Annotated in this window: 18 protein-coding genes; 15 read left to right on the top strand and 3 right to left on the bottom strand. The window is 71.9% G+C overall.

From position 1 onward, the window contains the following. Positions 1-252 precede the first annotated feature (252 nt). From O7542_RS28875 to O7542_RS28905, 7 genes are all read left to right on the top strand, one after another. Positions 253-1,446, top strand: a complete 1,194-nt coding sequence (locus tag O7542_RS28875) for a fused response regulator/phosphatase (RefSeq protein ID WP_064446658.1) — start codon at positions 253-255, stop codon at positions 1,444-1,446. Between the two features lie 32 nt (positions 1,447-1,478). Then, positions 1,479-3,206 (top strand): sensor histidine kinase, encoded by a 1,728-nt coding sequence (locus O7542_RS28880; protein WP_064446848.1) that lies wholly within the window; start codon positions 1,479-1,481, stop codon positions 3,204-3,206. Then, positions 3,203-3,655, top strand: a complete 453-nt coding sequence (locus O7542_RS28885) for a response regulator (RefSeq protein ID WP_043328130.1) — start codon at positions 3,203-3,205, stop codon at positions 3,653-3,655. The genes O7542_RS28880 and O7542_RS28885 overlap by 4 nt, the downstream gene beginning before the upstream one ends. Next, positions 3,648-4,457 carry an inositol monophosphatase family protein gene (locus tag O7542_RS28890; RefSeq protein WP_064446657.1) on the top strand — a complete coding sequence of 270 codons (810 nt, stop codon included), beginning with the start codon at positions 3,648-3,650 and terminating at the stop codon, positions 4,455-4,457. Before O7542_RS28885 ends, O7542_RS28890 begins: the two co-directional genes overlap by 8 nt. A gap of 184 nt (positions 4,458-4,641) precedes the next feature. Beyond that, positions 4,642-5,679 carry a hypothetical protein gene (locus O7542_RS28895; protein ID WP_281605472.1) on the top strand — a complete coding sequence of 346 codons (1,038 nt, stop codon included), beginning with the start codon at positions 4,642-4,644 and terminating at the stop codon, positions 5,677-5,679. Positions 5,680-5,739: 60 nt separating this feature from the next. Continuing rightward, on the top strand, positions 5,740-7,272 hold the full coding sequence (locus O7542_RS28900) for a fused MFS/spermidine synthase (protein WP_176722783.1): 1,533 nt from the start codon (positions 5,740-5,742) through the stop codon (positions 7,270-7,272). A gap of 71 nt (positions 7,273-7,343) precedes the next feature. After that, on the top strand, positions 7,344-8,966 hold the full coding sequence (locus O7542_RS28905) for a serine/threonine-protein kinase (protein ID WP_281605473.1): 1,623 nt from the start codon (positions 7,344-7,346) through the stop codon (positions 8,964-8,966). Between the two features lie 62 nt (positions 8,967-9,028). Here O7542_RS28905 and O7542_RS28910 read toward each other — a convergent pair whose 3' ends face one another. Together O7542_RS28910 and O7542_RS28915 are read right to left on the bottom strand one after the other, a co-directional pair. Then, complete coding sequence (locus O7542_RS28910; protein WP_064446653.1) at positions 9,029-9,697, bottom strand: TrkA family potassium uptake protein; 669 nt, start codon at positions 9,695-9,697, stop codon at positions 9,029-9,031. After that, positions 9,687-11,021 (bottom strand): potassium transporter TrkG, encoded by a 1,335-nt coding sequence (locus O7542_RS28915; RefSeq protein ID WP_210871012.1) that lies wholly within the window; start codon positions 11,019-11,021, stop codon positions 9,687-9,689. Before O7542_RS28915 ends, O7542_RS28910 begins: the two co-directional genes overlap by 11 nt. 106 nt (positions 11,022-11,127) lie before the next feature. Here O7542_RS28915 and O7542_RS28920 point away from each other — a divergent pair, with 106 nt between their 5' ends. Then, complete coding sequence (locus tag O7542_RS28920; protein ID WP_064446651.1) at positions 11,128-12,246, top strand: glycerophosphodiester phosphodiesterase; 1,119 nt, start codon at positions 11,128-11,130, stop codon at positions 12,244-12,246. A gap of 265 nt (positions 12,247-12,511) precedes the next feature. Here O7542_RS28920 and O7542_RS28925 read toward each other — a convergent pair whose 3' ends face one another. Beyond that, entirely contained in the window at positions 12,512-12,739 is a 228-nt protein-coding gene (locus O7542_RS28925; protein ID WP_069088015.1) for a winged helix-turn-helix domain-containing protein, read from the bottom strand. A gap of 283 nt (positions 12,740-13,022) precedes the next feature. Between O7542_RS28925 and O7542_RS28930 the strand changes: the two genes are divergently transcribed. The 7 genes from O7542_RS28930 to O7542_RS28960 all read left to right on the top strand — a co-directional run bounded on the left by O7542_RS28930 (position 13,023) and on the right by O7542_RS28960 (position 18,461). Then, positions 13,023-13,325 (top strand): DivIVA domain-containing protein, encoded by a 303-nt coding sequence (locus tag O7542_RS28930; protein WP_064446650.1) that lies wholly within the window; start codon positions 13,023-13,025, stop codon positions 13,323-13,325. Next, positions 13,322-13,567 (top strand): hypothetical protein, encoded by a 246-nt coding sequence (locus O7542_RS28935; protein WP_069088016.1) that lies wholly within the window; start codon positions 13,322-13,324, stop codon positions 13,565-13,567. Before O7542_RS28930 ends, O7542_RS28935 begins: the two co-directional genes overlap by 4 nt. A gap of 214 nt (positions 13,568-13,781) precedes the next feature. Continuing rightward, positions 13,782-14,987, top strand: coding sequence for a substrate-binding domain-containing protein (locus tag O7542_RS28940; protein ID WP_043328150.1), 1,206 nt, complete (start codon positions 13,782-13,784; stop codon positions 14,985-14,987). Between the two features lie 3 nt (positions 14,988-14,990). Further along, on the top strand, positions 14,991-15,734 hold the full coding sequence (locus O7542_RS28945; protein ID WP_043328151.1) for an ABC transporter ATP-binding protein: 744 nt from the start codon (positions 14,991-14,993) through the stop codon (positions 15,732-15,734). Next, positions 15,734-16,468, top strand: a complete 735-nt coding sequence (locus O7542_RS28950) for an ABC transporter ATP-binding protein (protein WP_281605474.1) — start codon at positions 15,734-15,736, stop codon at positions 16,466-16,468. The genes O7542_RS28945 and O7542_RS28950 overlap by 1 nt, the downstream gene beginning before the upstream one ends. Further along, positions 16,465-17,355: a branched-chain amino acid ABC transporter permease gene (locus tag O7542_RS28955; protein ID WP_043328154.1), complete on the top strand. Its 891-nt coding sequence runs from the start codon at positions 16,465-16,467 to the stop codon at positions 17,353-17,355. Before O7542_RS28950 ends, O7542_RS28955 begins: the two co-directional genes overlap by 4 nt. Then, positions 17,352-18,461: a branched-chain amino acid ABC transporter permease gene (locus O7542_RS28960; RefSeq protein WP_281605475.1), complete on the top strand. Its 1,110-nt coding sequence runs from the start codon at positions 17,352-17,354 to the stop codon at positions 18,459-18,461. The genes O7542_RS28955 and O7542_RS28960 overlap by 4 nt, the downstream gene beginning before the upstream one ends. Positions 18,462-18,549: the final 88 nt, after the last annotated feature.

Genomic DNA, 18,549 nt, shown 5'->3' on the forward strand with positions numbered 1-18,549 from the left:
GCGGCAGTCCTCGGACGGTGCGCTGCGGGCGTGACAGCGCTCCCGGCGTAACATCGTCTGTCGACCGTGCCGCTGTGGAGGTGGACCGGTCACCCGCTCCGCCGCGCCGGTGTCGGCCGCGTTGTGTATGACTGTGGTCTGAGTCAGGATCAGCAGGGCATTCGGAAGGAGCCCGACATCACCAGCGAACTCCCGCGACTCGCGGCGGTTACCCGACCGCAGCGGGGTTCCGGCGCATCGGGCGCCGTCCACGTGCCGTCGGCCGGGGCGGGGCTGCACGGCGGCGTACCGCCGGGCGAGCGGCTACGGGTGCTGCTGGTCGAGGACGACGAGGGCGACGCCTTCCTGGTCGGCGAGCTGCTCGCCGAGACCAACTCGATGATCGACCTGCTGGTGGCGACCAGTCTCAGCGAGGCCCGGCAGCGGGTGATGGGCGTGGACTGCGTGCTGCTCGACCTGGGCCTGCCCGACGCGCAGGGCCTGGACGGGCTGCGCCGGGTGCTGGAGATGGCCAGCGGCGCGGCGGTCTGCGTGCTGACCGGCCGGTCCGACGAGCACCTGGGCATCGTCGCGGTCGCCGAGGGCGCGCAGGACTACCTGGTCAAGGGCCAGGTCGACGGGGTCCTGCTGACCCGGGCGCTGCGGTACGCGGTGGAGCGCAAGCGGGCCGACGAGAACGCTCGCCGGCTGCGTGAGGTGGAGCTGCGCCAGGCCGAGTCCGCCCGCCTGGAGCGCGGCCTGCTGCCGCAGCCGTTGATGACCACCGACGAGGTGTCGGTGCACACGTTCTACCGGCCCGGCCGGCACGCCGCGCTGATCGGCGGCGACTTCTACGACGTGGTGCAGACCCGGCCGGACCGGATCGACCTGATCGTCGGCGACGTCTGCGGGCACGGCGTGGACGAGGCGGCGCTCGGCGTCGAGCTGCGCGTGGCCTGGCGGGCGCTGGTGCTGGCCGGGGTGCCGGACGACGAGGTGCTGCCCGCGCTGGAGCAGGTGCTGATGAGCGAGCGCCGCCTCCAGGAGATCTTCGCGACGGTGGCCACCACCCGGCTCGACCTGGCGTCGGCGCGGGCCACCGTACGCCTCGCCGGTCACCCGCCGCCGCTGCTGCTCAGCGGCGGCACTGTCGCGCCGGTGCCGGCCAGGGGCGGGCTGCTGCTGGGCGTACGGCCGCGCCGCCCGATCGCCTTCGACCTGGAGTTCGACACCGACGACTGGTCCCTGCTGATGTACACCGACGGCCTCATCGAGGGCCGGGTGGACGGCGGTGACGAACGCCTCGACGTGCCCGGTCTGACCGATCTGCTCGCCGACCCGGCCAACCGGGCGGTGCCGCTGTCCGAGCTGCCCGCCTGGCTGGTGGGGCGCGCCGAGCAGATAAACGGTGGCCCGCTGGCCGACGACGTGGCGATGTTGCTGGTCACGCGGGGCAGCGGCCGGTGAGCGCGAGCGCGAAGGGCGACGGGGAGGAACCGGTGAAGGCGTACCAGCAGGGGTGGACCCTGCGGCGGCGGGTGGCCGCGCTGCTCGGCGTGGTGGTGGTGCTGCTGCTCGGGTTGGCCGGCGCGGAGGCGGCGGTCGCCGCGCAGAACCGCCAGAACATCGACGCGGTGCTGCTCAAGACCGGTCCGCTGCGGGTGCAGGCGCAGGAGCTGATGAGCGCGCTGCTCGACCAGGAGACCTCGGTGCGCGGGTACGCGGTGAACGGCGACCGTACCGACCTGGAGCCGTACCAGGAGGGCGTGAAGCGCGAGCAGAGCCTGGCCGCCTCGATCCGCGATCTCTCCGCCGACTACCCGGACGTGCGCCGGTCGCTGGACGTGGTGGAGCAGAAGACCGCGCAGTGGCGGAGCCAGGTGGCCGAGCCGGTGATCAGCACGGTCGAGCGGGACGGCGCGGCGGCGGGCCAGGCGCTGATCACCGACGCGACGCGGCAGCAGTTCGACGGCATCCGTTCGTCGGTGAACACGCTCCAGGACGAGATCCTCACCGTCCGGCAGGAGACCGCCGACCGCGTCAACGCGACGAGCAACACGCTTGTCGTGCTGCTGATCATCGCCGCGCTGGTGGTCACGACGGCCGGCGTGGTCATGCTGCTCTCGCTGGACCGGATCCTGATCCGCCCGCTGGCCGCCCTGGTCGGCCAGGTGCGTGAGGTGGCCGACGGCGACTACCGGCACCGCATCGAGGGGTCCGGGCCGCCGGAGTTCCGCCGCCTCGCCGAGGACATCGACCAGATGCGGATGAAGATCGCCCGCGAGCTGGACGAGGTACGCGAGGCGCGGGAGCGCATCGAGTGGGTCAACAGCCAGTTGCAGAAGCAGGCCGAGGAGCTGACCCGCTCCAACCGTGACCTGGAGCAGTTCGCCTACGTCGCGTCGCACGACCTGCAGGAGCCGCTGCGCAAGGTGGCCAGCTTCTGCCAGCTCCTGCAGCGGCGGTACGCCGGGCAGCTCGACGAGCGCGCCGACCAGTACATCGCGTTCGCGGTGGACGGCGCGCAGCGCATGCAGCGGCTGATCAACGACCTGCTGGCGTTCTCCCGGATCGGCCGGCTGACCACCGGTTTCACCGAGGTCGACCTGAACAAGGTGATGGGCGACGTGGCGGGGCAGACCGAGGCGGCCGTGCAGTACGCCGACGCGGAGCTGACCTGGGGCGAGATGCCGACCATCCGCGGCGAGGAGCCGCTGTTGACCAACCTGCTGGTCAACCTGGTCAGCAACTCGGTGAAGTTCCGCCGCCCGGATGTGCCGCCGAAGGTGCACGTGTCGGCGCGGCTGGTCGACGGCGAGTGGGAGATCAGCTGCCGGGACAACGGCATCGGGATCGAGCCGGAGTTCGCCGACAAGATCTTCGTGATCTTCCAGCGGCTGCACTCGAAGGACGCGTACCCGGGCACCGGCATCGGGCTGGCGATCGTCAAGAAGATCGTGGAGTATCACGGCGGCCGGGTCTGGGTGGACACCGACGCCGACGAGGGCACCACGATCCGGTTCACGCTGCCCGCGCTGGAGGCCGACATCGAGGCCGCCAAGGCGGCGGAGGCGGCGGAGGTGGCCGAGGCCGGGGAGCAGGCCGAGGCCGCCGAGGGTGACCCGGCGGCCGTCGGGCGTCAGCCGGACGGCGAAGCACGCGAAGAGCCGCCCGCGGAGGCGGACGGACACGGTACAAACGGTGGCATGAAGGAGACGGTGGGATGACCGCGCCCGCGGACGGCAAGAGCCCGATCGAGGTCCTGCTCGTCGAGGACGATCCGGGCGACGTGCTGATGACCCAGGAGGCGTTCGAGGAGCACAAGCTCCGCAACCGCCTCACCGTCGTCTCCGACGGCGCCGAGGCGCTCGCGTACCTGCGCCGTGAGGGCCAGTACGCGGACGCGGTGACGCCCGACCTGATCCTGCTCGACCTGAACCTGCCCCGGCGCGACGGCCGGGAGGTGCTGGAAGAGATCAAGAAGGACGGGGAACTGCGCCGCATCCCGGTCGTGGTGCTCACCACCTCGCAGGCCGACGAGGACATCCTGCGCAGCTACCAGTTGCACGCCAACGCCTACGTGACCAAGCCGGTGGACTTCGAACGCTTCATCTCGGTGGTCCGCCAGATCGACGAGTTCTTCGTCAGCGTGGTCAAGCTGCCTCCGCGTGGCTGACCCGCTGCTGGACGACGTCGGCGCGCTGCTGCGGGAGGCGGCGGCGAAGGTCGTCGTGCCGTTGTTCCGCCGGCTCGACGAGGCAGACATCTCCGAGAAGGCGCCCGGCGAGGTGGTGACTGTCGCCGACCGGGAGGCCGAGGCGCTGATCTCCGAGGGTCTGCGTCAGTTGCTGCCCGGTTCGGTGGTGGTCGGCGAGGAGGCCGTCGCCGAGGACCCGGACCTGCTGCGGCACCTGCGCGGCAGCGGTGACGTATGGCTCGTCGACCCGGTCGACGGCACCTCCAACTTCGCCGCCGGGCGGCGGCCGTTCGCGCTGATGGCGGCGCTGCTCACGGACGGCGTACCGGTGGCTTCCTGGGTGTACGACCCGCTGGACGGCACGATGGCGGCGGGCCGGCTCGGCGCGGGCACCCGGCTGGACGGAGCGACGCTGCGGACGCCGCCGGCGGAGCCGCGGGTGGGCGCGCTGCGGGGCACCGCGGCGACGAAGTTCCTGCCGCCGGACTTCCGCCGCCAGGTGGAGGAGGGCGGGCGCCGCATCGGTGAGTTGCTGCCCGGCCAGCACTGCGCCGGCCGGGAGTACCTGGACATCCTCACCGGCGCGCAGCAGTTCGTGTTGTTCTGGCGCACCCTGCCGTGGGATCACACGCCGGGCACCCTGCTGGTGCGCGAGGCCGGCGGTGTGGCCCGCCGCTTCGACGGCGCCGACTACCACCCGGCCGACGACGGCACGGGACTGCTCGTGGCGGCCAGCCCGGACGTCTGGGACGAGGTGAGCGCCGCCCTGCTGGGTGGTTGAGCGGCGCTGCGCGACGGCCACGGCACGCTGCGTCGACGCCAGCCGCCGTACGCCGTCTCCGGCCTGGCGTGTCGCGCGTGTTCCGGTATCGTGACCGGCGGTCTCCGCCAGCAGGCCGCCGACCGGCGCCGGCGGAGACGCCGCTCGGTGTACGGGGGCCGGCGGTCGACGGAAGGACCAACACGTGCCCAGGACCAGCTCTACCGGCCGGCGCGCCCGGCGGTCGCTGCTCGCCGCGCTCGCCGCGCTGGCCGTGCTTCTCGGCTCCGGCGTGGCCGCCGGGCCGGCCGCCGCCGTACCCAGCCCGAACGCCCCGAACGAGGGCGGCAGCAAGCAGCTGCGGGCGGCGCTGGAGGCGGCGGCGAAGGGCCACATCGAGGCCCAGAACAAGCTGGAGAACTCCAAGCGCCGGCAGAAGGCGCTCGACACCCAGCTCAAGGACATCGAGGTACGCCTCGTCGGGCTCAGCGCGCAGGCCGGTGAGGTGGCCGCGCAGTCGTACCGGATGGGCCGGCTGACCGCGACGTCGATGCTGCTGGCCAGCGCCGACCCGAACGACTTCCTCAAGCGCGCCGCCGAGCTGGACGTGATGGCCCAGCGGGACAGCAAACGGCTGCGGGAGCTGGCCGACGCGAAGGCGCAGGCGGCCGAGGCGAAGCTCGCCATCGACGCCGAGGTGCGCGAGCAGGCCAAGCAGGTCGCGGTGCAGGCCCGCAAGAAGAAGGACGCCGAGGTGGCGCTGGCGAAGGTCAGCTCCGGCGCCGGGTCCGGGTTCAACGGCACCTCCTCGTCGGCGAAGCCCGCGCCGCGCAACTCGGACGGCTCGTGGCCGTCGGAGTCGTGCTCGGTGGACGACCCGACGCCCGCGTCCGGCTGCATCACGCCGCGCACGCTGCACATGCTCCAGCAGGCCAAGGCGGCCGGTTACAAGCGCTACGCCTCGTGTCACCGCAGCGGTGGCGGCGGCGAGCACCCCAAGGGCCGGGCCTGCGACTTCTCCGCCGCCAGCGGCGGGTTCGAGGACAAGACGGCCACCGGCGGCGACAAGGCGTACGGCGACAGCCTCGCCGCCTGGGCGAAGAACAACGCGAACCGGCTCGGCATCATGTACGTCATCTGGTATCGGCAGATCTGGATGCCGAACACCGGCTGGCGCGCGTACAGCGGTGGCGGCAGCCCGGCTGCCGACCACACAAACCATGTTCACATCTCGATGTATTGACGCGGCCCGCCGGCGGCGCTGCGTACCATCGCCACGGTGAGCAGCACATCGTCCGACGTCATGGCGGAACCGGCGGCCGACGCCCCGGTTCCGCCGCGGGCCCTCCCGAACGGGCTCGCCGCGTTCCTCGTCTTCTTCTCCAGCGGCGCGGTGCTGGTGCTGGAGACCGTCTCGTTGCGCCTGGTCGGCCCGTACGTCGGGGTGACGCTCCAGGTGACCAGCTCGGTCATCGGCATGGCGCTGGCCGCGATCGCGTACGGGGCGTGGTTCGGCGGGTGGCTCGCCGACCGGCGTGACCCGCGTACCCTGCTCGCCCCGGCGCTGGTGCTGGCGGGCATCGCCACCGCCGTCACGCTGCCGATCGTCAGGTACGCCGGTGAGGTGCTGCGCGGTGGCGCGGCGAGCGCGGTGCTCCTGCTGACCGCGCTGACCGTGGTGCTGCCGGCGGCGCTGCTGGCCGGGATCACCCCGCTCGTGGTGAAGCTTCAGCTCGCCGACCTGCGCCGCACCGGCCAGGTGGTGGGCAAGTTGTCCAGCATCGGCACGCTCGGCGGCATCACCGCCACGCTGGGCACCGGCTTCGTGCTGGTGGCCGCGCTGTCCAGCTCCGTCATCGTGCTGGGACTCGCTGCCGCGCTCGGGGTGACCGGGCTGGGGCTCGGCGTGTGGCTGCGACGGCAGGCCGGGGCCGGCGGGCCGTCCACGCCGGGCCGGGTCAAGGCCGCGCTGGCGTTGCTCGGTCTCGCCGCGGCGGGGCTCACCGCTGCCGCGCCGAACCCGTGCGACGTGGAGACCGCGTACCACTGCGCCCGGGTCGAGGTGGACCCGTCGTGGCCGCAGGGACGCACGCTCTACCTCAACTCGGCCGAGCACTCCTACGTCGACCTGAACGAGCCGAACCACCTGAAGTACGCGTACACGCAGTGGATCGGCCTGGTCGCGGACGTGGCGCGGCCGGCGAAGCAGCCGATGGACGCGCTGCACCTGGGCGGCGGCGGCTTCACCGTGCCGAACTACCTGGCCGCGACCCGGCCCGGCACCGACAACCTGGTGTTCGAGCTGGACGGCGGGCTGGTCGAGCTGGACCGGCGGGAGCTGGGCCTGCGCACCGGCCCGAAGATGCGCGCCGAGGTGGGCGACGCGCGGGTGCTGCTGCGCGGCGAGCCGACCGACAGCCGCGACTTCATCGTCGGCGACGCGTTCGGGCACCTGGTGGTGCCGTGGCACCTGGCGACCCGGGAGATGGCCGCCGACATCCGGCGGGTGCTGCGCCCGGACGGGATCTACGTGCAGAACGTCATCGACTACCCGCCGGGCCGGTTCATCCGGGCCGAGCTGGCCACGGTGAAGGCCGAGTTCGCGCACGTCGCGCTGATCGCGCCGCCCGGCGCGATCGACGGGGAGCAGGGCGCCAACTTCGTGATCGTCGCCTCGGACGCGCCGCTGCCGCTGGCCGCGATCCCGCCCGGTCTGAAGCTGCTGCCGGAGCGGGCCGAGCTGATGGACGAGGCGGCGGTGACCGAATGGGTGGGCGACGCGATGGTGCTCACCGACGACTACGCGCCGGTGGACCAACTCCTCGCGACCGCCTGAACGGGTGACTTTCCTGACCGATTCCGACCGCTGAGGTGTACCGGGGCCCACTTCGGGCAACAGGACCGACCATGGGTGGACCGGTCAGGAACGGCGTGCAACTGCTCGGCGAGCGCTATCGGCTCGTCGAGCAGTTGGGTGCGGGCGGCATGTCGGTCGTCTGGCGCGGCTACGACGAGGTGCTGGGCCGCCAGGTGGCGGTCAAGGTGCTGGCCTCACGGCTGGCCAGCGACAAGGCGTTCCGGCACCGGATCCGGGTGGAGGCGCAGGCCGCCGCGCGGCTGTGCCACCCCAACATCACAAACGTGTACGACTACGGCGAGTCGGTCCAGGTCGGCCTGACCGTGCCGTACGTGGTCATGGAGCTTGTCGACGGCGGTCCGCTCAGCGGGCGGCTCGGCCGCGACGGGCAGCTTCCGTGGCGGGAGGCCATGACCATCGGCGCGGAGGTCGCCTCGGCGCTCGCCGCCGCGCACGCCCGTGGCGTGGTGCACCGGGACGTGACCCCGGGCAACGTCATGCTGACCCCGACCGGCGTGAAGGTCGTCGACTTCGGCATCTCGGCGCTGGTGGGGGAGAGCGACAAGGGGCCGGACGGCGCGCTGCTCGGCACGCCGGCCTACCTGGCGCCGGAGCGGCTGGACAACGGGCACGTCTCGCCCGCCACCGACGTGTACGCGGTCGGGCTGCTGCTCTACCGGATGCTGACCGGCCGTCTGCCGTGGCAGGCCAGCACCACCACCGAGATGCTGCGCGCGCACATGTACCGCGACCCGGACCCGATGCCGCCGGTGCCGGGCCTGCCCGAGCCGGTCGCCGCGCTGGTGCAGCGGTGCCTGGCCAAGCGCCCCGAGGACCGCCCGGCGACCGCCGAGGTGGCCCGTACGCTCGCCGAGGCCGCGGGGATCGCGGCGATCGTGCCGGTGTCACCGGCGTTCGGCCGGATGGACCCGGCGCTCGCCGAGAACGCGGGCACCACGATCCTGCCGTGGTCGGCGGAGACCGACGCGCTGCCGTTCTCGGCGGTGCGTACCCGCACGCGGCGGGCGGTGGCGCGGCGACGCAAGGTCGAGGCCGGTGTGGCCGCCGTCGGACTGGTCGCGGTGACCGCCACCATGTGGGGACTGACGTCGCGGAGCCCGGCCAGCGGCGGCGTCGAGCCGACCGAGGCGCGGATGAGCCTGCCCGAGCCGACGCCCTGCGCCGTCGACTACTCGCTGCGCCGCGACACCGGCAAGGACTTCGCCGCCGAGTTGACGCTCACCAACACCGGTGACCGGGAACTGCGCGGCTGGACCATGAACTTCACGTTCCCCGGCAAGCAGACGGTCACCACGGCCCAGCCGCCGGCCCGGCAGGAGGGGCGTACCGTGTCGATTCCCGCGCCCACCGCGACCCCGGCGCTGGCGCCCGGCGCCTCGGCGAAGCTCACGCTGGCCGGCCGCTACACCGGGAGCAACACGCTGCCGGTGGAGTTCACCGTCGGCGGCAAGAGCTGCGGCGTGCAGGTGTCCGGGATCGCCGGGTCGGCGCCCACCACCGCGCCGCCGGTGAAGACGCCGGTCAAGTCGCCCACCAAGACCACCGCGAAGACCACCACCAAGAGCGGGCCGGCGAAGCCCAAACCGGCGAAGCCCAAGGCCGCACCGAAGCCCGGCAAGGGCAAGGAGGGCCCCAAGGGAAAAGCACAGTAGACCAGTCGAAGGGGGGTGGGCCCGGCAAGGGCAAGGGCAAGGGCCCGAAGAAGGACTGACGGTCAGGCCAGCGCGGAGAAGCGTTGCACCTGGGTGATGCCGCCCTCCACGATGAGCACGCTGTCCGCCTCCAGCACCGTGTCCGGTCCGACGTACCGGAACCGTTCCCCGGCCTGCTTCTCACCCACCACCATCACGCCGTACCGGTCCTGCGGCGCGATGTCGCGCAGCGACCGCCCGACCAGCGGCGCCGGGACCTTGACCTTGGCGATGGCGAAGTCGTCGTCGAACTCGATGAAGTCGAGCATCCGGCTGACGATCAGATGCGCCACCCGCTCACCGGTCTCCGCCTCGGGGAAGACCACGTGGTGCGCGCCGACCGAGTGCAGGATCTTGGCGTGCTTCTCCGAGGTGGCCCGCGCCCAGATCTGCTCGATCCCCAGCTCGGCCAGGGCCAGTACGGTGAGCACGCTCGCCTCCAGCGACGCCCCGATCGCGACCACCACCCGGCGGAAGTCCGCCAGCCCGAGCTGGCGCAGCACCACCTCCTCGGTGGTGTCCGCCTGCACCACCCGGTCGAGGTCGGCCGACCAGTGCTGGACCCGCGCCGGGTCGTGGTCGATCGCCAGCACCTCGTAACCGAGCCGGGACAGCGAGTCCGCGAGGCGCGAGCCGAACCGGCCCAGGCCGATCACCGCGATGCCGGTCTCCTCCGGGCGTCTAGCCGACAATGGGTTGCTCCTCCGGGTAGCGGTACAGCCGTCGACGGGTGTTCAACGCGATGGCCGAGCCGAGCGTGAGCGGCCCGACCCGGCCGATGTACATGAGCGCGATCAGCACGTACTGACCGGGTGGGGAGAGCTGCCCGGACACCCCGACGGTCAGGCCGGTGGTGCTGAACGCGGAGGTGACCTCGAACAACGCGGCCGAGAACGACACGTGCGAGGTCAAACCGATCAGGCCGACCGTCCCGCCCGCCACGAGCGCCACGCTCAGCAGCGCCACGGTCAGCGCCTGCCGCTGGCTGGCCGCCGCCACCCGGCGGTGCCCGACAGTGGTGTCCGGCTCGCCCCGCAACTCGGCCCAGATGGCGAAGCCGAGCAGGAAGAACGTGGAGACCTTGATGCCGCCGGCGGTGCTGGCGCTGCCGCCGCCGATGAACATCAGGCCGATCAGCATGGGGTAGCTCTCGTCGGTGAGCCGCCCGACGTTTATGACGTCGAAGCCGCCGGTACGGCTCAACGCGATCTGGGTGAACGACGCCAGCAGCTTGCCCGGCACGTCGAAGGTGCCGATCGTGAACGGGTTGCCCCACTCGGCCATCAGCAGGTAGGCGACGCCGAAGACGGTCAGCACCACGCTGCCCCAGACGGTCAGCTTCGTGGCGACCGCCCAGCGCGCCGGCTGCCGCCACTCGCGTACCGCCTCGAACAGCGCCGGAAAACCGAGCCCGCCGATGATCGCGCCGATGCTGAGCGGCAGCGCCACCCAGCCGTCGCGGGAGAACGCGATCAGACCGTCCGAGTAGAGCGCGAACCCGCCGTTGTTGAACGCCTGCACCGAGTGGAACACCGCCGACCAGAGCGCCCGGCCCGGCCGGTAGTCGTAGGCCAGGAACAGGCGCGCGGCGACCACCGCAGTCATCAGGGCCTCGGTGACGAAGACGGTCGCCGCGATGCGCAACAGCAGCCGGCGTACGTCGCCGAGGCCGAACTCGGCGGTCTCCGCCTGCACGAGCAGCCGGTTGCGCAGGCCGAGCTGGCGGGAGACCGCCAGGATCACCAGCGACGCCCCGGTCAGGATGCCCAGGCCGCCGAGCTGCGTCAGCACGGTGATCATCACGAGCCCGAAGCCGTTCCAGTAGTTCGGCGTGTCGGTCACCGCCATCCCGGTCACCGACACCGCCGACGTGGACGTGAACAGCGCGGTGACGAACGGGGTGTACCGCTCCTCGCTGGTGGCCCAGGGCAGCATGAGCAGACCGGTGCCGACCAGGATCACCGCCAGGAACCCCAACGGCACCAGCCGTACGGGCTTCCGGAGCAGGCGGCGCATCCCGTCATCTTCCGTCCGGAGATTCACCGGCAGGTCAGGAACCGACCAACTGGCGGTCAACCGCGCCCGGTCTGCTGTGCGTACCCATCGACGACAGGAGACGGCGTTGCGACGTACCCTTTCCGCCCTCGGCGTGGCCGGCGCGCTGCTCGCGGCGGCTGTGGTGGTGCCGGCCGTGGCCGCCCAGGCCGGCCCGGACCACCGCGCCGCCGAGCAGGCCCGCGCGACCCAGCGGCCGATCGTGATCGGCCACCGCGGCGCGAGCGGCTACCGCCCGGAGCACACCCTGGAGGCCTACCGGCTCGCCATCCGGCAGGGCGCCGACTTCATCGAACCGGACCTGGTCGCGACCAGGGACGGCGTCCTGGTCGCGCGGCACGAGAACGAGATCTCCGGTACGACAGACGTGGCCGCCCGCCCCGAGTTCGCCGCTCGCAAGGCCACGAAGACCATCGACGGGGTGACAGTCACCGGCTGGTTCACGGAGGACTTCACGCTGGCCGAGCTGAAGACGCTGCGGGCCAAGGAGCGGCTGCCGCAGGTGCGCGTCGCGAACACGGCGTTCGACGGCAGGTTCGAGATCCCGACGTTCCAGGAGGTCATCGACCTGGCGCGGGCCGAGTCGAAGGCCCGCGGCCGGACCATCGGCGTCTACCCGGAGACCAAGCACCCCACCTACTTCGCCTCGATCGGCCGCCCGCTGGAGGAGCCGCTGGTGGCGGTGCTGCGCCGCAACCGGCTCACCCACCGCGCCGACCCGGTGTTCGTGCAGAGCTTCGAGACCGCCAACCTGCGCAAACTCGACAAGATGATCGACGTACGGCTGGTGCAGCTCATGGACGCCAGCGGCGCGCCCTACGACTTCGTCGCGGGCGGCGACAAGCGGACCTACGCGGACCTGGCCACGCCCGCCGGACTGGCCTGGATCTCCCGGTACGCCGACGGCGTCGGCCTGAACAAGAACCTGATCGTTCCCCGCGACTCCGCCGGACGGCTGCTCGCGCCGACCTCGGTGATCCGTGACGCGCACCGGCAGAAGCTGGTGGTGCACGCGTGGACGTTCCGGGCCGAGAACCAGTTCCTGCCGGTGGACTTCCGCATCGGCGCCGACCCGAACGCGCGTGGCGACATCACATCCGAGTACGAGCTGTTCTTCGACCTGGGCCTGGACGGCGTGTTCAGCGACCACCCCGACACGGCGGTCGCCGCCCGAGCCGGCCGCTGACCGTTGCTCCTGTTCACGGGGTGCTCGCCGTTCCGGCGGGCACCCCGTTAGCGTGCCCGGGGTCCGTCGCGCTCGCCCGCTCCCGAGATCTTGGTACGAAACGGCCCCCCGAGGGGCCATCCCGTACCAAGATCTCGGGCCGCTCCATCGATCTTGGACTTGTGGTGCCTCGCGTAAGCCGCGAACCGGGCATCTGAGGCGCCACAACTCCAAGATCGGCGGGGCGGGGCGGGGCGATGCCGCCACCTCGGCGTAGTGGAGTTGATCAGGCCGGGGGTTCGGCTACGTAGGTGCCTCGGCCGGGCTGGCCGGTGATCAGCTCGCGATCGTGCAGCAACGACATCGCACGGTAGGCCGTGTTCATGTGGACGCCGTAGGACTCGGCCAACTCGCGGGTCGAGGGCAGCCGGTCGCCCGGCTTCAGCTCGCCACTCTTGATCTTCGCGGCGATGTCGTTGGCGATACGGCGGAACGGTGCTTCTGCTGTGGGCATGGTGGGGACTCCGGTTGGTTCGGCGAATCCGATCCTGCCCTACCTGCACAAGTAACTGCAACAAGTTGCCCAGCGCGTCGAGAGTGGAGGCTCGCGCACAACCAGATACTGGTGTAGGTTGAGTCGCGTCCGGCTCCGGTTGGTTCGGCAAACCTCGGGAGTCGGACCCGGATTGGGCTCCGGGGTCGTACCGCCGAACGGGCTGCGGTCTCGGGGTCGGCGGCCCGCCCGCGTCCCCTGTCTGCGGGCGGGCCGCCTCCACGGCTCGGTGAGGAGGATCGGCGTGCGAAACGTGCTCAACCTGTTCAAGTCGGCGCGGCGTAACCGGACCCGGAGGCCGCCGAACCAGGGCTGGTACCGCTCGGAGTCGTGCCGGCCGCTGAGCGTCGGGCAGATCCGCGAGCGGAAGTTCCGCACCGTGCGGCACGGACTCGACCCGGCGGAGGTGCACGCCTTCCTCTACCGGGTGGCCGGTGACCTGGCGCTGGCCCGGCGCGACGCGTCCCGGTACGCCGAGGAGAACACCCGCATCAAGGCGGCGCTCAAGAGCTGGCAGTCCCGGTTCACGCCGGGCGCGCAGCGGTGAGCCGGGAGCGGTTCGTCGTACACCTGCCGGTTCTCGCGGCCGACCTCGACGGCGCGCGCGGGTTCGCGCGGGCCATCTGCCGGGCGCTCGGGTTCCTGGCCGACGTGGAGCGCGCCGGGACGACCGTGTCGCGGGAGGACGATCAGTCGGTACGCCACTGGGTCTGGTGCGACCGGCCGCGTGACGGTGGCCGGCGATGCGCACGGGCGGCCGACCATGACGGGGAATGCGGCGGGCGGTGACCGGCGCGATGGCGTGGGCCGACATTCCCGGCGAGGTGCGCGTGGTGGGTGCGGCCATCCCGGGTCGGCGCGGTTACGTGCCGATGTCCGGCGTTGTAACGAGCGGCCATCCTGTCCCGGGCACTTGTGTGCGCCGACCACATAGCCCGTGGGTGACGTCACTTCTAGCGTGAGCCGACAACTGACATTCCCCCTGTCCTCACCTGGAGTCGCAATGACGATCCGGCACACGCGACGGGTGTTCCTTACCGCCGCCACCTCGGTGGCGGTCGTTCTGGCTGCCACGGCCTGTGGCAGCCCGCAGGACACCGCATCCGGCGGCGGCGACGCCGCCGCCCCGGTCAAGGTCGGTCTGGTCTACTCCCAGTCCGGGCCGCTCGCCAGCTACGGCAAGCAGTACATCGAGGGCTTCAAGGCCGGCCTCGACTTCGCCACCAAGGGCACCGGCAAGGTCGGTGACCGCACGATCGAGGTGACCGAGGCCGACGACGCGGGCGACCCGGCCAAGGCCGTGTCCGCCGCGAAGGACCTGATCGGCAAGGGTACGAAGATCATCGCCGGGTCCACCTCCTCCGGGGTGGCGCTCCAGGTCGCGCCGATCGCCGCGCAGAACAAGGTGCTGTTCATCTCCGGCCCGGCCGCCACCGACGCGGTGACCGGCGCGAACAAGTACACGTTCCGTTCCGGCCGGCAGTCGTGGCAGGACGTGGTGACCGCCCGTTCGTTCATCGGCGACGCGGGCGGCAAGAAGGTCGTGGTGTTCGCGCAGGACGGCGCGTTCGGCGACGCCAACGAGGCCGCCGTCAAGGCCGTCATCGGCGGCGCGGGCGCGAACGTGAGCAGCGTCCGGGCCCCGGCCAGCGCCACCGAGTTCACGCCGTTCGCCAGCCAGATCAAGGCCGCCAAGCCGGACCTGCTCTTCGTCGCCTGGGCCGGCACCACCGCGGGCGCCATGTGGCAGACGCTCGACCAGCAGGGCGTCCTCGCCTCCACCACCGTCGTCACCGGTCTGGACATCCGCGCCTCGTGGCCGACGTTCGGCGCGGCCGGCAGCAAGATCTCGTTCCTGTCGCACTACTTCGACGGCGCGAGCGACACCGAGGCCGCCAAGGCCGCGAAGGCGAAGGTGCCGGGCGGCACGCTCGACCTGTTCCACCCGGACGGGTTCGCCGCCGCGCAGATGGTCGTCCGGGCCGTGCAGGAGGGCGGCGACGACGTGGAGAAGATGGTGAAGGCGCTGGAGGGCTGGGAGTTCGAGGGCGTCAAGGGCACCATGAAGATCCGCGCCGAGGACCACGCCCTGCTCCAGCCGATGTACCAGGCGAAGCTCTCCGGCAGCGGCACCACCTTCACGGCGACCGCGCAGAAGTCGCTCACCGGTGACGAGAGCGCGCCGCCGGTCGCGCAGATGAAGGGCTGACCGATGCTCGCCACCCGCGGTCTGACCTGGCGGATCGGTGAGGTCGCCATCGTCGACTCCGTCTACCTCGATCTGGCGCCGGGGGAGTTCCTCGGCGTGATCGGGCCCAACGGCGCCGGCAAGACCTCCCTGTTCAACCTGATCACCGGCCTGCGCCGGCCCACCGAGGGCACGGTCCTGCTGGACGGCGCGGACATCACCGCGCTTGCGCCGCACCGGCGTGCCCGGCTCGGACTGGGGCGTACCTTCCAGGCGTCCTCGGTCTTCGGCTCGCTGAGCGTGCGGGAGAACGTCCGGCTCGCCGTACAGGCACACCGGGGTGGCTCGATGAAGCTGTGGCGGCGGGCGGCGGCCGACCGGGAGGTGGCCGCCGCCGCCGACGCGGCGCTCGACCGGGTCGGCCTGCACCACAGGGGTACGGCGCTCGCCGGCACCCTGGCCCACGGCGAGAAGCGCAAGCTGGAGATCGCGCTGCTGCTCGCCGGTGAACCCCGGGTGATGCTGCTGGACGAGCCGATGGCCGGGGTGAGCGCCGAGGACGTGCCCGAGCTGGTCAGCGTGATCAAGTCGCTGACCGGGGACAGCGGCCGGGCGGTGCTCATGGTGGAACACCACATGGACGTGATCCTGGAACTGGCCGACCGGATCGCCGTGATGCACCACGGCGCGCTGCTGGCGTGCGACACCCCGGAGACGGTGATGGCGAACGCCACAGTGCAGGAGGCGTACCTGGGGGAGGCGCTCTGATGGCGGAACCTGTCCTGTCCGTGGCGGACCTGTCCGTGCGGATCGCCGGACTGCACATCCTCCAGGGCGTGTCGTTCGAGGTCGCGCCGACCGGCGTGACGGTGCTGCTCGGGCGCAACGGCGTCGGCAAGACCACCACGCTGCGCGCGATCGTCGGGCTGACGCCGCGCGGCGGCGAGGTGCGCGGCAGCGTACGCATGGGGGCGCGCAGCCTGCTCGCCCGCCCCACCCACCGGCTGGTCCGCGACGGCCTCGGCTACGTGCCGGAGGACCGCTGCGTCTTCGCCGGGCTCACCGTCGCGGAGAACCTGCGGCTCGCGGAACGGCGCGGTGTCGCGCCCGCGTACGACAAGGTCTTCGCGCTCTTTCCGGAGCTGGAGCGGCGCGGACGGCAACGGGCCGGCTCGCTGTCCGGCGGGCAGCAGCAGATGCTCGCGATCGGCCGGGTGCTGCTCAACGACAACCGGCTGCTGCTCGTCGACGAGCCGACGAAAGGGCTGGCGCCGAAGGTGGTGACCGAAGTGGCCGAGGTGCTGGAACGGGTCGCGGAATCCGTGCCGGTGCTGCTGGTCGAGCAGAACCTGGCGGTGGTACGGCGGCTGGCGACCGACGCGGTGGTGCTCTCCGCCGGCAAGGTCGCCTGGACCGGTGACGCCCAGGAGTTGCTGCTGGAGACCGCGTTGACGAAGTCGTTGCTCGGTGTGGGTTCTGGCTCCGGGGAGGTGCACGCGTGAACACCGTGGTCCTGCTGACGCTGACCGGGCTGGGCCTGGCGGCGCTCTACTTCCTCGTCGCCTCCGGCCTGTCGCTGGTGTTCGGCCTCGCCGACGTGCTCAACTTCGCGCACGGGCTGTTCCTCGGCGTGGGCGCGTACGCGACGTGGTGGGCCTCGGGCAACCTGCCCGGCGCCGGACCGGACGGGTTCGGCTTCGTGCTCGCCGTCGTCTTCGGCGTGCTGGCCGGTTCGCTCGTCGCCGTGCTGGTGGAGCTGGTGCTGATCCGGCCGCTCTACTCCCGCACCATCGAGCAGGTGCTCGTCACCGTCGGCCTGTCGCTCGCCGGGGTGGCGCTGCTCCAGGCCACCTGGGGCGCCGACCCGCGACCGTTCCCGCGCCCGGAGTGGAGCCGGAACGTGACGTCGGTGCTCGGCGCGCAGGTGCCGAACGCCGGGCTGCTGCTGATCGTCGCCGCCGCTGTGGTGCTCGGCGCGTTGCTGGCGTTCCTGCGCTGGACCCGGTACGGCCTGATCATCCGGGCCGGCGTGGAGAACCGGGAGATGGTGACGGCGCTCGGCATCGACGTGCGCAAGGCGTTCACGCTGGTCTTCGCGATCGGCGGGGCCGCCGCCGCGCTGGCCGGCGCGCTCGGCGGCGTCTACTTCGGCACCGTCTCGCCGGGGCAGGGCGGCTCGCTGCTGATCTTCGCGTTCATCGTGGTGGTGATCGGCGGGATGGGCTCGGTGGTCGGGTCCGCGTACGCGGCGGTCGCGGTGGGGCTGCTGCAACAGTTCGTCAACTACTACGGCACGTCCGGGCTGGGCGACCTGTGCGTGGTCGGTCTGCTCGCCGTGGTGCTGCTGCTGCGTCCGCAGGGCCTGGCCGGAAAGGTGGCTCACGCATGACCAACTCGGTGGTCGACGCGCCTCCGGCGCAGGTGCCCGACGAACTGACCCCCGGGCGTTCCCGCTGGCACGGCCTGCGTCCGTACCTGCCGTTGGTGGCCCTGGTGGTGGCGGCGATCCTGCCGTACTCGACGCTGAACCTGCCCGGGATCTTCGAGGGGCCGCTGAACTCGCCGGGCACGCTGCAACTGCTCGCCATCTGCCTGGTCTTCGGCGGGCTCGCGGCCGGATACGACCTGCTGTTCGGGCGGACCGGAATGCTCTCCTTCGGCCACGCCCTCTACTTCGCCGCCGGCGTGTACGGCACCGACATCCTGGTCACCAAGGCCGGGCTGCCGCTGTGGCAGGCCGCCGTGCTCACGGTGATCGGCGGAACCACGCTCGCCGCGCTGCTCGGCGCGGTGGCGCTGCGCACCGTCGGCATCGCGTTCGCCATGGTGACGCTGGCGTTCGCGCAGGTCGGGGCGATCCTGGTGGCCCGCGACTTCGGCGGCCTCACCGGCGGCGAGGAGGGCCTGCCGCTCGACGTGTCCGGGCTGCCGTCGGCGCTCGTGGGCGTCACCAACACGGTGAACCTGTACTGGCTGGCGCTGGCGTACCTGGCCATAGTGGTCCTGGTCGTGCACCGGGTCGGCGCCTCGCCGACCGGGCGGGTGCTGGCTGGTCTGCGCGACGACGAGCGGCGGATCGGCGTGCTCGGGCTCGACCCGTACCGGTTCAAGCTCGTCGCGTTCACGCTCGCCGGTGGGCTCGCGTCGGCCGGTGGGGTGGTCTACGTGCTGATCGTCGGCGGCGCCAGCCCGCACATCACCTCGTCGGAGCTGACGCTGTCGCTGCTGGTCATGGTGGTGCTCGGCGGTCCCGGTACGCGGTGGGGGCCGGTGCTGGGCGGCGTCCTCTACATGTACCTGGACCACCGGCTCACCGCGTTCGGCAGCAGCGACGCGGTGAACAGCCTGCCCGCGTTCCTCAGTCACCCGCTGAGCCAGCCCCTGTTCGTCCTGGGCACCGTGTTCATCCTGGCCGTCTACTTCTTCCCCGGCGGCCTGGCCAGCCTGCGCTCCCGCGTGACCCCCCTCCTGAAGGCCCTCCACCGCCCCCGCTGACCTCCGGCCCCCTCCCTCCACCCCGTTGATCAAGGAGTTTGTGTCCTGATTTCGCGGTTAGGATGACGCAAACTCCTTGATCAACGGG

The sequence above is a fragment of the Micromonospora sp. WMMC264 genome, assembly GCF_027497275.1.
In the GTDB taxonomy this organism is placed as follows: Bacteria; Actinomycetota; Actinomycetes; order Mycobacteriales; family Micromonosporaceae; genus Micromonospora; species Micromonospora chalcea.